The organism is Pseudocolwellia sp. AS88 (assembly GCF_030551755.1).
Lineage (GTDB): Bacteria > Pseudomonadota > Gammaproteobacteria > Enterobacterales > Alteromonadaceae > Pseudocolwellia.
Genome location: NZ_JAUPEC010000002.1, coordinates 148,926 through 165,757 on the forward strand (window position 1 = coordinate 148,926; position 16,832 = coordinate 165,757).

The following is a 16,832-nucleotide window of genomic DNA, read 5'->3' on the forward strand; positions in this document are numbered from 1 at the left end:
AAGTAGAGCTTAAAACTTAGTTTCGTTACACATTCTAATTAACAATTATTTGCCTCTAAGTGAGGTATTAGCTAACAAGGGAACTCATTAATTAATGGAATTTTTTTCTGCTATTTTTTTGTTTGCGCTATCTACAAGTATTACCCCAGGACCAAATAATATAATGATTATGACATCAGGATTAAATCATGGTGTTAAATTCAGTTTGCCTCATCTTTTGGGGATTTGTTTTGGCTTTCCCATAATGGTTATATTAGTAGGCTTAGGTATAGGTGTGTTTTTTGAAATGTATCCTATGTTACATGAAATAATCAAAATATTTGGTATTCTCTACTTATTATATTTGTCGTGGTTAATTGCTGCTTCTTCTCCTACATCGTTAGACGGAGGCATTTCTAATCCGTTGAGTTTTATTCAAGCTGCATTATTTCAGTGGGTAAACCCAAAAGCGTGGGTTATGGCTGCAGGTGCTGTATCCGCTTATACGACAGTATCAACAGATATATTTATTCAGGTTCTCTATATAGCATTAGCATTTTTTGTTGTCTCTTTTCCATCTGTTGGGGTTTGGTTAGTTTTTGGTGCAGGACTTAAAAAGTATTTAAAATCTCCTAAGCATCAAAAAGTATTCAATGTGTCTATGGCTATACTTTTAGTGGGTTCAGTCTTACCTGTAGTAAAAGAGTTTGTTGATAAATATACAGCCTAACAGTGACTATGCTCTAAGCCTGAATTTAATCTGGTGGTAAAAGGTATGTATTAGTGGATTCAAATCAATATAGCTATTCAGTCGAGCGCCAATATTGTTAACAACATTGGCGCTCTAAAGTATTTATATTGATGACTTAACGCATTAAATGTAAGAAATGTAGATGTTTGTGGTATTGATCAATAATGTTGTTGATCACTGCTGCTTTAGACCAACCCATAATGTCGTAATCTTGCCCACCTTCAACTAAATGAACTTCTGCACGATAGTAACTTTGTTCGTCTTCATCGTCTTCGGTAACAAAGTCAGGCTGTGAATGTTTACGCGCCATTACACGATAAATAAATACGCGTTCTTCGCCGTGATCAACAATCAAACTCAGACCATTTTCGTGTGTCACTTCAACACTAATATGATTTTCTTTAAGTTCTTTTGCCACAGAGTCAAATGCCGGAACAACTGTTAAATTAATAAACTTATTAACGTTAGTTTTATTCGGAAAGTCAACGATATTTTTCAAACGCACTTGCCAACTATCATCATTCACATTACTTGAATGCGGGATCACTGTGGCTAATTGACTGTCTTGTTTAAAAGCTTCAACACGTAATGCTTTAATTAAACCAATAATCGCGATAATTAACACTATAGCAAAGGGCAGAGCACTGGCAATCGTCATAGTTTGAAGGGCACTTAAACCACCCACCAACAGTAATATACCAGCAACTACGCCAATACCTATTGCCCAATAAACACGTTGCCATAATGGAGTGTCGTTGCTTCCGTGTGAACACAGCATATCTACAACCATAGCGCCTGAATCACATGAAGTGACGAAGAATATTACAATCATCAATACACTAAAAAACGACAACACAGAAGAAAGTGGGAAGTTCTCAAGGAATACAAATAACGCTACTGAAGAATCTTTACTCACCATTTCCCCTAAAGCTACAACGCCTTGGTTGTACACTAAGTCGATAGCGCTATTTCCAAAAATAGTCATCCACAATAAAGTAAATACAGTAGGTATTAACATAACGCCTAGAATGAATTCTCTGATGGTACGACCGCGAGATATACGCGCGATAAATAAACCAACAAAAGGTGCCCATGCTAACCACCAACCCCAGTAGAATATAGTCCAACCACCAATCCATGTTGTCTTTTTATAAGCAAATAAATTGAAGGTGTTATGCACAATATCAGCTAAGTAATCACCAATATTTTGCAGGTAAGCTTGAAGTAAAAATACCGTTGGGCCTAATACAAAAATTAGTACTAGTAAGATAACCGCCAATATCATATTGGCTTCAGATAAGCGTCTAACACCTTTATCTAAACCCGTAGCAACAGAAACTACAGCAAGCGAGATAATGCCACTCATGATGAGTATTTGATTAATAATCGAGACTTCAATACCGAATAAGTAACTGAAACCAGCATTTACTTGAGATGCACCTAAACCTAGTGAAGTTGCAACACCAAATACGGTACTCACTACCGCAAACACATCCACTAGATGCCCTGGCCATTGATAAATTCGTTCACCAATTAATGGATAAAGTGCTGAACGTAAAGTTAGCGGTAAGTTATGGCGATAACTAAAATACGCTAACACTAAGGCAACTACGGCATAGATTGCCCATGCATGTAATCCCCAATGGAAAAAAGTCATCTTCATGGCTTCGCGCGCAGCTTCTACTGTGCCGGTAGCTGCAGTCGGTGGAGATAAGTAATGCATTAAAGGTTCTGCAACCCCAAAAAACATCAAACCAATACCCATTCCAGCGGCAAATAACATAGAAAGCCAAGTAACTAATGGATAATCAGGTGTTGCATGATCTGGCCCTAGTCTTATGTCGCCATAACGGGAGAAGCCAAGAAAAGAAACAAAGAAGAAAATAAATGCAACAACTAGTACGTAAAACCAGCTACCGTTTTCAATAATACCTGCTTGAATGAGAGTAAATAAGTTGTTCGCCTGTGTAGGTAGTAAAGCGGTATAAAGTATGAGTGCGATAATAATGAAAGAGGCACTGAAAAATACCTTTTTATTGAGTTTACTTTTTGCGTCTGAAGGCAAAATATTCCCCTGAGTTTTGTTTGTATTGATATTATATCTGCTTATGTTGATCTGTAAACAACTCTAAGCTCTTAATCTTAAAAACCCTTATATAAATTATATGTAGCTTTAACCCTGAAATAATTTTTATAAATTGTTAAGCTATACTAGATATTAAATATAGTTAGAATTCTAACTATATTTATTCAACATAATAAATTATATCAAGGGAAAACATATGAAATTCACTAAGCTGCATTGTGCTGTACTTACAGCAATAGCGGCATCAGGCAACATCTATGCAGAAGAAGCAATAAAACAACCAAAAGCTCAAATAGAGACTATTGAAGTTACTGCGACTAAGCGTTCAGAATCTATCCAAGCAGTCCCTGTTACCGTTACGGCGTTAACCGGCGATAGCCTAGAGAAATTGGGTGTAGCTAATTTTGGCGAATACGTAGAATTTTTACCTAACGTCGTTTTTCAGGGCACAGGCCCAGGACAAAACGAAATTTACATTCGTGGTGCAGCAACATCACAAACCAACATTTCAGTTTCATCAGTACAAGCATTACAGCCTTCTGTAGCGTTTTACTTAGATGAACAACCTGTTTCAATGCAAGGTCGCAACTTAGACATTTACGCAACAGATGTTGAGCGTGTAGAAGTTCTTCCAGGTCCACAAGGCACACTTTTTGGTGCGAGTTCGCAATCCGGTACTGTGCGTTTAATTACTAACAAACCAACACATGATGGTTTTGCTGCGGGTTTTGATACCAACATTAATTCAACTAAAGGTGGCGATTTAAGCAACTCGGTTGAAGCTTATTTCAATATGTCTTTGAGTGATTCACTTGCGGTACGTGTTGCAGCTTATAATGATCATCAAGGTGGTTGGATCGACAACATCTTAAACCAACCAGGTCAAGGTGGTTACATTGGTAGCGCCGTAGTTATTGATAGAATTTCAGGTGGTGTTTTAGCTAATCCTGAAAATACACCTGTTACATCTCCAAAAAATGACACGCTAGTTGAAGAGAACTTTAACACTGCAAATTATGCTGGTGCTCGTTTTGGACTATCTTACTTAATCAACAATGATTGGGAACTTTTAGTTCAACATACGCAGCAATCTCTCGATACTGAAGGGGTGTTTGCTTATGATCCAAATCTTGAAGGTGAAAGCTCTACAAACCGCTTTGTGCCAGAAAATAACAATGATGATTTTGGTTTAACAACTTGGACATTAGAAGGCCGACTTGAGCAGCTAGATATTGTTTACACAGGTGGTTATTTAGACAGAGATATCAACTCGACTATCGATTACACCGGCTATACCAATGGTGGTGCATTTTCAGCTTATTACGTATGTAACTATGCTGGCGTATCTGAAAGTGAACAAGAATGTCTTGATCCAACAAAATTCTATAAAGAAGAAACCAGCACATCGCGTATTACCCATGAATTACGTTTAAACACATCAGCTGAAAATCGCTGGCGCTTAACTGCAGGTGTTTTCTACGATTCACAAGAGCTATCAACAGTTGGTTTATTTAACATTGCCAACACTAGTTTAGATGGTGCTTATGATTTCACTGACTTACAACGAACGTTAAAAGGTAACGACGGCATCAACAGTGATGGTTTTAATACACCATTCTCTTCTGAAATAAGTTTTGTGAACGATGTAACTCATGTAATCGATCAAATCGCTGTATTCGGCCAATTAGAATTTGATATTACAGATTCAGTAACCGCTGGTTTTGGTGCGCGTTGGTATCAAATTGATGATTCATTTAAAGGTGCAACAACTACGGTTGACGTAAGTGGTCGATTACAAGCCTTTGGTGATGGTAGCCCTGAAGCATTAACTGAGTTTTTTGGCGCAGACGAAGCAACAGCAATTCAAGAAGCAATTGCTAGCGGACAACTAGAAACTAGCTTACTTGATGATGACGGTACACTAACGGTAGACGACATTATCATTAAAGCATCACTTGATTGGCGTGTATCGAAAGATATGATGGTATTTGCATCTTATTCTGAAGGTTTCAGACCACCAGTAACTAACCGTGTTGGTGGTGGTTCAGCGTCTAGTGACGAAGGTGCTTTTGCTAACTTCCGTATTCCAGTTTATTCAACAACGGATAGTTTAGACAATATAGAATTAGGCTTTAAATCGACTTTGCTTGATCAATCATTACGTTTTAATGCAACAGCTTACTATTCAAAAATATCGGATCTACAAACGTCACGATACGACCCAACAAACATTAGTTTCTTAGTATTTACCGATAACGTTGGTGATGCTGAAATTAAAGGAATAGATGGTGATTTTAGTTGGGTAGCAACAGATAACTTAATTATCTCAGGTGCCTTTAGTTTTATTGATACTGAATTAACGTCAATTAACGATGAACTTGCAGGTATTGCTCCTCCAGTAGGAAGCCGTCTACCTTACTCAGCTGAGTTTTCAGGTAACTTACAAGCGCAATACTTTTACCCACTTAAAGGTGATTTAACGGGTTATGTAAATGGCTCAATTAGTTATACCGGCGAAAGACTAGCAAGTATGACAATGGACGCTTTTGTTAATGAAGATGCAACTCAGTTAATTTATGGCACAGGAACTGGCTTAAAAATCCAAAAAGAAGCTGATGTTTACGGTGGTGTTAACTACGTAGATCGTAATGGCGAAACTTTTGCTGGTGGTCGTTATGTACAAGAAAGTTATGTACTAGCTAACCTAAGTTTTGGTGTTACAAATGATGAATGGAAAGCTGAAGTTTATATTGATAACGTAACTGACGAAAATGCGACGTTATATATTGATACGCAACAGTTTACACCAAAAGTTGTTTCAAATAGACCTCGTACAGTCGGCTTTAGATTTTCGTACGATTTCTATTAACAGCTATTTTTGTTAAAGCTTAAGTTAAGTTAAAGCTCACATTAGTTAATAAGCTTTAACAATATATCATACTGAGTTACGCTGAAAATGCCGTTTGATGTTACAATCAAACGGCATTTTTTTGATAATTATTATCGTTATTTATTCGTGGAGCCAAAGTCTTGGAAAACACAGCTAACCTTTCAATTGATGAAGCATTAAAATCAATTCAGCAGCTAATTCAAACAGCAAAATTTAATGACGCAATATTGCAAAGTAAGCAACTTTTGCAACAACAAGAATTAATAAAAGATCATACGCAATTATGCCAACTATGGTATTTGATAGCTGTTGCTCAGCGTTATGCTAAAAGTTTTTCTGACGCATTAACCAGTATCAATGAATTAATTAAACTCGACGAAAAACATAGCCGAGCTCACCAAGAATTAGGTCATATATATATTGCTTTACAACAAATGCCACAAGCTGAAATAGCCTTTGAAAAAGCCGTACAACTTAATCCTTGTTTAGTCGGAAGTTGGCAAGAACTTATTGAAATATATCGCGATACTAATCAACCTGAAAACATTCAAAAAGCAGCGAATCAACTCGAAAAACTAAAAAAACTACCGCCTGCTTTACTCGCTGTAACTGAGTTTATGGTTGAAGGTAAATTTTTAAAAGCAGAGCAAATTTGCCGTCATTTTTTACAAAATAACAAACGACATGTTGACGGTATGTGCCTACTCGCAGAAATAGGTATAGAGCTTAAAATATATGACGATGCAGAGTTTTTATTAGCGAGTGCTTTAGAGTTAGCACCAACACACATTCATGCAAGATCGCAATATCTCAACCTATTAATACGCCTTGGTAAATACAAAGCAGCTGAACAACAAGTAGAAAGTTTACTGGTAGAACAGCCTAATAATTTAAGCTTTAAAGTTGCCAAAGCGAATGTATTAGCGGGCTTAGGGGAAACAGACCAAGCCATAAAATTATTTGAACAAGCGATAGAACAAGATGATCAAATCGCGGGTTTCCATTTACAACTAGGGCATTCACTTAAAGCCAAAGGTGATATAGAAAAAGCGGTTCAAGCTTATCAAAAGGCTTACCAAATAAATCCTAATTACGGTGATGCTTATTGGAGTTTAGCTAACACTAAAACCTATCGCTTTACAGACGAAGAAATAGCTCAAATGCAATCTAAACGTGAGAGTGACGACTTAGCAATAACCGATAAAATTCAACTTCACTTTGCTACCGGTAAAGCCTTTGAAGATCGCAAAGAGTTTGATCTTGCCTTTAAAGCTTATGAGCAGGGCAATAACTTACAACACAGCAATAATGGTTTCGATATTAGTAAAATTGAGCAACAAGTCGAAGATCAAATAAAGTACTGCACCGCAGAGTTGTTTGAACAACGAGGTCAGTTAGGACTTGATGCACCAGACCCTATTTTTATAGTGGGTTTACCTCGTGCAGGTTCAACGTTGCTTGAGCAAATATTAGCGTCGCACAGCCAAGTTGATGGCACTATGGAGTTGCATAATATTTTGGGATTAGCTTCCCGTTTACGTGGCCGTAATCCTAATCCAAAACAAGAGAACCAATATCCTAAAAACTTAGCTGAGATTAATCCTGAGTATTTTAAACGTTTTGGTCAGCAATTTATTGACGAAACACGTGTTTACCGTGACAGCGCACCTTTGTTTATTGATAAAATGCCTAATAACTTTCTTCATATTGGTTTGATCAAACTTATACTGCCTAACGCCAAAATTATAGATGCTAGACGATCGCCTATGGCTTGTTGTTTTAGTGGCTTCAAACAGTTATTCGCAGAAGGCCAAGACTTCAGTTATAACCTTGAAGATATTGGACGTTATTACCAAGTCTATTTAAAATTAATGGCTCATTGGGAAAAGGTACTACCTGATTTTGTACTCACGGTGAATCACGAAGATGTAGTGGACGATTTAGATAAAGAAGTACGCAGAATCCTTGATTTTTGTGGCTTAGGCTTCGAGCAATCATGTATCGATTTTCATAAAACTAAACGTAATATTAAAACCCCAAGTTCAGAGCAAGTTCGCCAACCTATTTATAAAAGTGCAACGGAACAATGGTTATATTTTGAAGAGCATTTAACGCCATTAAAAAATGTTTTAAAGCTGTAGTTTAGAATGAGTTAAGTTAATGAATACAAACATGAAGATGGACGTTAAAAAAGCAGTATTGATGACACTTGCTTATGCTTTTGTCATGTCTATCGCCACCGTTGGCGCTAAAAAAGCTCAGCTCACTATTAACGTTTCTACCCTTTTATTTTGGCAAAGCTTACTGTGCACGCTGTTGCTTTTACCTCAAGTGATTAAAAGTAAAATTTATCGCCCCGCAAAAGTGTGGGGCTTGTTAACTTTGCGTAGCTTCGGCGGCTTTTTTGCCATACTTTGCTACTACGGTGCGTTAAGTCATATTCCTATGGTAGAAGCTTCAATACTTCGAACGTGCGCGCCATTGTGCGTACCTTTTGTAGTGTTTGCGCTTCATGGAAAGGGCATTGCTCATCGGCGATGGTTGCCTTTGTTTATAGGCTTTGTTGGTGTGCTTATTATTATGCGTCCAAGTCCAACCAATATTAATGTTTGGCATCTGGTTGGTTTTGCGTCTGCGATTGGCTTGGCTGTGTCTATGGTAAGTACGCGTATGCTAAGTAATCATGTTTCAGCAAAAGAAGCATTATTCGTTTATTTTTTCTTTTCTACGGTTTTCTCATTAATACTTGTATTAGTGAAGGGAGATCCGCTATCAGTGGTTCAAAGCTCTTGGTTATGGGTGATTATTGTAGCAGCATCACTCTACTTGGGAATGTACCTTTATACCTTGGCATATACACACGCTCCGGCGAGTGTTATTGCACCTGTTAGCTATATTGGTATTGCTTTTAATGCGTTGTGGGGATGGTTTATTTGGCATCATATTCCAGACGTTTATGCTTGGTTAGGTGCATTTTTCATAATTTTGAGTATTGTTATCACGGCAAAAATTACAAAAAATTAAAGTGAAAATAAACCTTGTTTATTATTTGAACATCCTATAGACTCCATCTCAATTCGAGTTAACACATATGCTTTTTGCAGTTAACTTTGAACCTTTTATGAATTTCTTATTGCTCTGCCTTCCTTAAACATGTCAGTTCCCATTAGATTTTTTATTCCATTATTGTTTAGTCTCCATCGAAATATTTCAGCGTAAAATCTTTATATTTGAGCAAAAACAATAATAACACTTTGTTTTTATTGCGTGATCATATCCCCAATAACAACACTTATACCAAACGCATTAATAAATTAATCATTTAAACAAGTACAAATGATCAATTAATTATTGTGATTGGTATTATATATTAGAGTTTTTATATGTCTTACAATTATAACGGACAACAGATCCGTGTAATGCAACCAGTGCATTCAATTTCTGTTAATCAAAATCGCGTAGCGATCAAAGACGGTCATGGATTAAGTTATGTTACTTTTTCAAATTCGTCTGACTTTAAACAATTTTTATCTTGGTTAGCGACAAGTTAAATATTTAAATTAAATTCAAGAGAGAGGATCACACTTAATACTGACAATACCAATTAAAGTGCTATAGCTGCTAAATATAAAAATACAGTTAAAATCCGATAGTACGATTTACAGAATTAATCTACCAAAATCCTCATCTTGAATTGAACACTCTCGCTAAAATATCCTAGAAAAATACAGCACTAGTTATGCTTGATGTTAGTATGGTCACTAACGTTATTCATGTTTAATGTGCCGCTTTATTAAATAAAGCATTTAGTCATCTTCTTTGAATAAACATCTCATGTTGAGCTCTTCAGAGTCATTCTTCTTAACCATTTTAAGGTTTGTACGAATTTATGTTTTCGATTAACGATTTAGATAATATCAATGAAGAACTAAAACCTCTTAAAGAACTTGCTGACCGAGAACTTAGATCTATTTATGGATTAACAGGTTTACTCTACACACCGCATATTGATGCTTATAATCTTGTAGCAGTTAAAAAATCTAAAATATTACAACATTTGAAAAAAGCTGAGCTTATACCTTTATCTGAAGTTGAAACCGTTAGTACTAAATTAATGGCGTTGCATCGAAGAGCCAAAAACCATCAAATAGTTGAACACCAAGGTCACAGTTATAAATGTGTATTTGCACCACTCACCTTAAGTAAAACAGGGAAGATAGTGCGTAAATGGGTAAAGTATTGGTTAAGAATGTTGCCTAATGGCAAAATAGATAGAGCGTGGGAAAGTCAGGTAAGGGAAGTTTGGCCTGAAAATTTTCTGATCAAGCGATCTGATTACGAATAGAATTTGGCTTCAGTTAGCTAATTATGCTTTCATGCCACGATCACATATTTACAATCCCCAGAATATCACCATTTAGCCTCATTATTTTCATATCACTTTATGAATACTTCATATTTTTTAAGAAAATCTTTCTTAAATCCATCAAACTCCTTGAAATTTAAGATAGTAAACCTTAATTAACTGTCATTCAGTTTTTCCATTTATATGAGATCTAATAAATATTATTGTATTAATAATCATGTTGTTAAGGTTTTTTTATTGTCTGGTAAGAAATAGAACTCCACTTCATCATTTAAATTTATCTTCATTATTTTATAAAGAATAACAAATCTAAATGATATCGATTTGTATTTGGCTTTTTTGTGGTTTAGAATGCGCCGCATTAGAATTATTAAAATATAAATTAAATACAGGACCTCAAAAACATGAAGAAAAATCATAGTAAGTTAACATTAGGCGCTCAAGCTATTACAGCCGCTCTTGTTTTTTCAAGCAGTAATTTATATGCAGATGAAATTAAAGATAATTGTAAAGATGAAGCGACAGCTAAATGTGAATTAAACCAATCAGAAAAAGCGATTGAGTTAATGGAAGTTCACGGCGTAAGAACCTCAGTATATTTACACGATGAGTCAGGCGATATTCGTCGTGTTGCTAAATTGGTTGATACCCCACAAATTATTACGGTATTAACACAAGATCAACTTTTAGAAGCCGGTAAAACAGATCTTAAAGACATTTTATCAGCGCAAGCAGGTATCACATTAGGTACAGGCGAAAACGGTAACGCATTTGGTGATCGTTATATTATCCGTGGCCATGAAGCACGCAGCGATGTATTTGTTGATGGTTTACGTGATCCAGGTATGAGTACGCGTGAAAGTTTCGCAACTGAACGTGTTGAAATTACTAAAGGCCCAAGCTCAACATTTGCTGGTCGTGGTTCTTCAGGTGGTGCAGTAAACAGCGTTACTAAAAAAGCTTCAGTAAACTATAACTTTGGTCGTGTAGATGCAGGTTTAGGTACAGACGAATACCAACGTGTAACTCTTGATTATAACTTACCGCTTTCAGAAAATTCAGCAGTACGTATTAATGCATTAACTTCTGATCAAGATAAACCAGATCGTGAAGACATCTCTAGTAAAAGAAACGGTGTGCAATTATCAGCGGTATATTTACCTAGCAATAAATTGTCATTTACTGCCGATGCATACTACTTAGATGCTGAAGATGTATCTGACTTAGGTACTTACTTTGACCGTGATGCTTATGCACCCGTTGAAGATATCCCTGTGTACGCACAAGAGTCTGACTTCTTAAAATCTGAAGTAAAAACATTTACATTAAGAACAGAATACGAACTAAACGATAACGTAACGCTTTATAACGCCACACGTTACGGCGAAACAAAAAATGGTTACATTACTACTGGCGCAAGTGGTACAACGCGTGATGCGAGTGACACCATTGCACCAGGTGCAGCTACTATTAGCTTAAGTACTCACCAAGGTTACCAAGATGTTTCGTATGCAAGCACACAATTCAACCTATTTTGGAACACTGAGTTATTCGACTTAGAAAATAACTTTGTTTTTGGTCTTGAATACACAGATGAAGATGTTGAAAACGGTGTTTACTCTATCGATAACAACAACCCAACTAACTGTCAAATTTCAGGTCGTAATGGAGTATCTGGTGGTTACTGTATTATTGGTGGCGACGGCAATCCTGTTAGCAATATCGATCAATTAATCGGTAGAACATATTCGAAAGATTATAATGATGCGGTATTAAATATTAAAACTGTGTCGTTTTACATGATGGATACAGTACATTTAACTGAACAACTTGATCTTTACTATGGTGCTCGTGTAGATAGTTTTGATTACAGTAACGACACTATAAGCCGAGGTACTGAAACTGATTATGACTACTCAGACACTATGTACAATGGCAACATTGGCTTAATTTACGATTTCTCAGAAGATGTAAATATTTACGCTAACTACAGCACTGCAACTAACATCAATGGCGGCGAGTCTGACCTAGGTGCAAGTTGTGGTTACGGTGGTGTTTGTGGTGACCCAACTCAAGTAGAAGATTCAGATCCAGAACGTGTTCAAAATATTGAACTTGGTACTAAGATCATGATTGATGATAACTACTTACTTTCAGCTTCAATTTTCCAAATTACTAAAGATGATGTAATGGAAAGTGTAGGTGATGATGATTACGCTTCATTAGGTACGTTGAATACAGGTGAAAACCGCGTAAAAGGTATTGAAATTGGCTTAGTTGGTAACATTACTGATGCTTTAAGTGTGCAATTCTCAGCAACAGTAATGGATGCTGAAATACTTGACTCAATTACTGAAAGCAATGTTGGTTTAACTTTAAGTAACTTCGCAGAGAAAAGTGCTTACTTACAGTTAAGATATGAAATTAACGATTCATTCGTGATTGGTGGTGATTACGCTTACCAAAGCGAAATGTATGCTGGTCAGCCTGATAGCGCAGCGGGTTATGATGCAACAAACAACAGATACAGCATTGTTGTGCCTAGCTACCAAGTTGTTAATTTATTCGCTAACTATTATGCAACAGACGATTTATCGTTTAGATTAAACATTGGTAATGCTTTTGATGAAACTTACTATACTGCGGCATACCGTTCAGGTTCATTTATGTACCTAGGTAATGCAACAAGTACTAAGCTTACAGCAACTTACGAATTTTAAACTAGAGAGAAAATATGATTGTTATTGATAAAATATTATCAACTGAAGAAGTTAACGCATACCGTAAAGTACTAGCAAACGCCCCTTGGGACGATGGCACTAAAACGGCAATGGGAATGGCAGCTTCAGTAAAAAATAACAATCAAGCCGATCCTAATAACGACAGTGTGCGCCAATTAGCTAACCAGCTATTGTCGCGCATTGGCGAAACACCTAAATTAGTATCGGCTGCTTTACCTCATAAAATATTTCCACCGTGTTTTAATCGTTATATTGAAACCGAAGAATATGGTTATCATGTAGACGCTGCTGTAATGAGAATACCCAATACATCAGAAGTGATACGTAGCGATATATCAATGACAACTTTTTTGAGTGAGCCAGAAGAATACGAAGGAGGTGAGCTGATCATTTCTACCGAGTTCGGCCAACAATCAATTAAGTTACCGGCAGGTTATGCCATCGTTTATCCATCAAGTAGTTTGCACAAAGTTAACGCTGTTACTAAAGGGCAACGTGTTGCGGCAATTACTTGGATGCAAAGTATGATTGCCGACTCAAACATACGTCAGAACCTGTATCAGCTTGATCAAAGCATACAAAACCTGATTGCTGAAGATAAAACCTCGCGCACCGAGTTAGACAATTTACATAACGTCTATCACAACTTAATACGTCAATTTACTCAGCTGTAAACTAACCTAGGCCATATTTTTAAGCTGTATCTTAAGGTACAGCCTTTAATTTTATAACCTCGAAAACACCAAATCACAGGCTTATGTTTACATTTATTTGCGAGTAAACATAAAACGCCTTCTCAATAGAAACACCTAATTTAAATACCATTAACTCTGCATCAATCCTACATTATCCCTGCATTAGTCAGTTTAAGTTCTATACTTTATTTAGACATAAATGTGCAGAACGCTAAGCCAAATCGATCGTGTTTCCAATGTTCACGCTTAAATCTAAATGATTATTTTATCAACAGAGCCTAATGTGCTTTATGCATACGTATTCAGAGATATGAAACATTCCCCAGTTTATTGAATACGTATGCATTTGGTATCTAAGTTCAAATAGCGGGCTTATATTAAACGTGCTCACAAATTTATGTGTAACGAAAAATTAATAAGCTGATAAGAAGTTAGCTATAACAAATTATTCAAGGATGATTTAGGGGAAAATAATCATGATAAATTTCAAATTAAATAAAGTATCGGTGGCTTTAATATCTAGCGGACTCTTAGCCATGAGTTCATCAGCTATTGCCCAAACAGAGCAAAACAACAACCAAAAAGTTGAAGAAAAGCAAGTTGAAGTTATTCAAGTAACCGGTATTCGTGGCAGCTTAATTAAAGCACAAGCCATTAAAATGAGCTCTAATTCTATCGTTGAAGTTATATCAGCAGAAGACATCGGTAAATTACCAGATACTAGTATTGCTGAATCATTAGCACGTTTACCGGGTGTTACTGGTGAACGACGTAATGGCCGTACGAGTGGTTTATCTGTTCGTGGTTTTAATGAGAACTACATCGGTACATCTTTAAATGGTCGCGAATTATTAGGTATGGGTGATAACCGTGGTGTTGAATTTGATTTATATCCAACGGAAATTATTTCTACTCTAGCGGTACATAAATCATCTCAAGCAGATCTACTTGTGCAAGGTGTTGGTGGTACAGTTAATTTAGAAACTGTAAGCCCATTATCAGCAGCACCAGCCATGGCGTTTAATTTGCAGCTAGAACAAAATGAAAAAGATTCTCTAAATCCAGATTACGATAACCAAGGTCATAAATTATCATTTAACTTTGTTGATAAGTTTGCCGACGATACTTTAGGTGTTGCACTAGTTATCGCATCACAAGAAACACCACGCCAAGAAGAATTTTTTAGCGCTTGGGGTTACTCTCCGCTTTCAAGTATCGCAAGAACTGACGAAGACATCGCCGGTGATACTGTTGCTTCTCAAGGTACCGACGTTATTATCAATGGTGGTCAATATTACGGTCGTTCAGCTATGTTAGAACGTGACTCAATTGCTGCTGTTATTGAATATCAACCGAACGATCAATTAAACATTACCTTCGATGCACTTTATATCGATTTTGAAGAGAACGATGTACGTCGCGGCATTATTGAAGGTAGAAGTAATAATTTTAGTGTTACAGGCGTAGAAAACGGCTTAGTCACTTCAGGTTTTCAAGATGGCTTTAACGCAGTAATCCGTAACGATTCAACACAACAAAAAGCTGAGTTAACAGCTTTTGGTTTGAATTTAGATTACGAAATTAACGACACTTGGTCAGCAACACTCGACTTATCAACAAGCTCAGTAGATAAAGACATTGTTGGTATGGAAGCTTACGCAGGTACAGGTCGTGCAGGCTCTGGTGCCGCTTCAGCACGTTCATTTGAAATGGTATCTACAGGCGCAATATTTAGTGACCATCCAACTATTGCCCCTGTTGATTTAACCAACCCAGACATTTTAACACTTGCTGGTCCACAATCTTGGGGCGGCGGGTTTAATGCTTTAGCTTCACTTCCACAGTTTGCTGGCGGCTCACCATCAGACGCACAAGATGGTTTTATTAACCGTCCTAAATTTGAAGAAGAATTAAATAGCATCCGTATTGATGTTGAAGGTCTTATTGAGTTCAGCATTTTTAATAGCATTAAAGCAGGCGTTAACTTTTCTGAACGTACTAAACAAAAAACTAACCAAGGCGCATTTTTAACTGCACCTACTTTCCCTGGTGATGGACCAATTCCTGATGTTACTGGCTTTACTGATTTAAGCTTTGTTGGCATTAAAGGTGTGGTAGCATTTGACGGACCAGGCTTAGTAAACAGCGGCTACTACACAGAAACTGACGCAGCACTTGTTGAAAACACACGTTTAGGTGACAGCTACACTATCTCAGAAGACCTATTAACTTTTTACACTAAGTTAGATATAGAAACAGAAATAGGCGATATATTAGTTAGTGGTAACCTTGGTGTACAAGTTGTTAATGCTGATCAAGAAGGTTCAGGTTATAACACAAGTAGTGGTGCAGATGGATTAACGCGTGCAATAGCGGTATCAGACGATGCTTCATACATTGACGTTTTACCATCATTCAACTTAAACTTTGAAATAGCTGAAAATCAATTTATTAGAACAGCGGCTTCAAAAGTTATCAGTCGTCCAAGAATTGATACCTTACGCCCAAACAGCGCAGTAAGCTTTCAGTTTAACGATGTAAACATACTGCAAACCGACCCAACACAATCAGCTTGGTCTGCGTCATCAGGTAGTACACAGTTAAAACCGTTAGAAGCAAATCAATATGATATTTCATATGAAAACTACTTTGCAGACAATGGTTACTTTGCCGTTAGTTTCTTCTATAAAGATCTGAAAAACTGGCACCGTAATAGCCCTGTAACAACTGACTTTAGCGACTTTTATATTCCGGGCTTCCATCAAACAACTGATGGCCAAGTACCAGGAACATTATCAGGTCAAACAACAAGTGCGGTAGATGGTTTTACTGGTTATGCTCGCGGTTACGAATTACAAGCTAGCGTGCCACTTGAATTAGTACACGAAAACCTAGAAGGCTTTGGTGTAACCATGAGTGCTACCTTTATTGATGGTGAATTATCTGACGACAGCCCAGTACCAGGATTGTCTGAAGAAAGTTACTCGTTAACGGCTTACTATGAGCGAAACGGTTTCGAAATTCGCTTATCTGGCACCAAACGTGATGAATTTATCACCGAAACTCGCGGTCTTAGCTTAAGCTTAATTCCAAGAACCGACCAAGGTTCAGAAATTTGGGATATGCAAATGGGCTACGACTTTAGCGAGTCAGGTATTGAATCTTTAGACGGTTTACGCATTATATTACAAGCGCAAAACTTAACTAATGAAGATTCAGTGCAAGCTGACGGCAGTGGTTTTCTTTCTGCTTATAGCTCATTTGGCGCAAACTACATGTTAGGTCTTAATTATAAATTCTAACCAAGCATAAGTCTCAAAGCCA

General features: G+C 36.9%; 10 protein-coding genes. 9 read left to right on the forward strand and 1 reads right to left on the reverse strand.

Going from position 1 to position 16,832, the window contains the following annotated elements; genetic code table 11:
- Positions 1-94 precede the first annotated feature (94 nt).
- Positions 95-709, forward strand: a complete 615-nt coding sequence (locus tag Q5N69_RS02240) for a LysE family translocator (RefSeq protein ID WP_304367213.1) — start codon at positions 95-97, stop codon at positions 707-709.
- A gap of 136 nt (positions 710-845) precedes the next feature.
- Here the strand turns inward: Q5N69_RS02240 and Q5N69_RS02245 are convergent, their stop codons facing one another.
- A complete protein-coding gene (locus Q5N69_RS02245) occupies positions 846-2,798 on the reverse strand; it encodes a choline BCCT transporter BetT (protein ID WP_304367334.1) in 1,953 nt (650 codons plus the stop codon).
- 214 nt (positions 2,799-3,012) lie between these two features.
- Here Q5N69_RS02245 and Q5N69_RS02250 point away from each other — a divergent pair, with 214 nt between their 5' ends.
- The 8 genes from Q5N69_RS02250 (at position 3,013) to Q5N69_RS02285 (ending at position 16,810) form a co-directional block, all read left to right on the forward strand.
- A complete protein-coding gene (locus Q5N69_RS02250) occupies positions 3,013-5,685 on the forward strand; it encodes a TonB-dependent receptor (protein ID WP_304367214.1) in 2,673 nt (890 codons plus the stop codon).
- 161 nt (positions 5,686-5,846) lie between these two features.
- Positions 5,847-7,847: a tetratricopeptide repeat-containing sulfotransferase family protein gene (locus Q5N69_RS02255; RefSeq protein WP_304367215.1), complete on the forward strand. Its 2,001-nt coding sequence runs from the start codon at positions 5,847-5,849 to the stop codon at positions 7,845-7,847.
- A 19-nt stretch (positions 7,848-7,866) separates the two neighbouring features.
- Positions 7,867-8,730: a DMT family transporter gene (locus Q5N69_RS02260; RefSeq protein WP_304367216.1), complete on the forward strand. Its 864-nt coding sequence runs from the start codon at positions 7,867-7,869 to the stop codon at positions 8,728-8,730.
- A gap of 359 nt (positions 8,731-9,089) precedes the next feature.
- Positions 9,090-9,257, forward strand: a complete 168-nt coding sequence (locus Q5N69_RS02265) for a hypothetical protein (protein WP_304367217.1) — start codon at positions 9,090-9,092, stop codon at positions 9,255-9,257.
- 338 nt (positions 9,258-9,595) lie between these two features.
- A complete protein-coding gene (locus Q5N69_RS02270; protein WP_304367218.1) occupies positions 9,596-10,051 on the forward strand; it encodes a hypothetical protein in 456 nt (151 codons plus the stop codon).
- 425 nt (positions 10,052-10,476) lie between these two features.
- On the forward strand, positions 10,477-12,792 hold the full coding sequence (locus Q5N69_RS02275) for a TonB-dependent siderophore receptor (RefSeq protein ID WP_304367219.1): 2,316 nt from the start codon (positions 10,477-10,479) through the stop codon (positions 12,790-12,792).
- Positions 12,793-12,806: 14 nt separating this feature from the next.
- Positions 12,807-13,487, forward strand: coding sequence for a Fe2+-dependent dioxygenase (locus Q5N69_RS02280; RefSeq protein WP_304367220.1), 681 nt, complete (start codon positions 12,807-12,809; stop codon positions 13,485-13,487).
- Between the two features lie 497 nt (positions 13,488-13,984).
- The gene (locus Q5N69_RS02285; RefSeq protein WP_304367221.1) at positions 13,985-16,810 is read left to right on the forward strand and encodes a TonB-dependent receptor; all 2,826 of its coding nucleotides are present in this window, start codon (positions 13,985-13,987) and stop codon (positions 16,808-16,810) included.
- Positions 16,811-16,832 lie beyond the last annotated feature (22 nt).

What these genes read in the sequence shown, in the direction of transcription:
- Q5N69_RS02240 (WP_304367213.1), top strand. Translation starts at nt 95, where the DNA reads ATGGAATTTTTTTCTGCTATTTTTTTGTTTGCGCTATCTACAAGTATT.
- Q5N69_RS02250 (WP_304367214.1), top strand. Translation starts at nt 3,013, where the DNA reads ATGAAATTCACTAAGCTGCATTGTGCTGTACTTACAGCAATAGCGGCA.
- Q5N69_RS02260 (WP_304367216.1), top strand. Translation starts at nt 7,867, where the DNA reads ATGAATACAAACATGAAGATGGACGTTAAAAAAGCAGTATTGATGACA.
- Q5N69_RS02265 (WP_304367217.1), top strand. Translation starts at nt 9,090, where the DNA reads ATGTCTTACAATTATAACGGACAACAGATCCGTGTAATGCAACCAGTG.
- Q5N69_RS02270 (WP_304367218.1), top strand. Translation starts at nt 9,596, where the DNA reads ATGTTTTCGATTAACGATTTAGATAATATCAATGAAGAACTAAAACCT.
- Q5N69_RS02275 (WP_304367219.1), top strand. Translation starts at nt 10,477, where the DNA reads ATGAAGAAAAATCATAGTAAGTTAACATTAGGCGCTCAAGCTATTACA.
- Q5N69_RS02280 (WP_304367220.1), top strand. Translation starts at nt 12,807, where the DNA reads ATGATTGTTATTGATAAAATATTATCAACTGAAGAAGTTAACGCATAC.
- Q5N69_RS02285 (WP_304367221.1), top strand. Translation starts at nt 13,985, where the DNA reads ATGATAAATTTCAAATTAAATAAAGTATCGGTGGCTTTAATATCTAGC.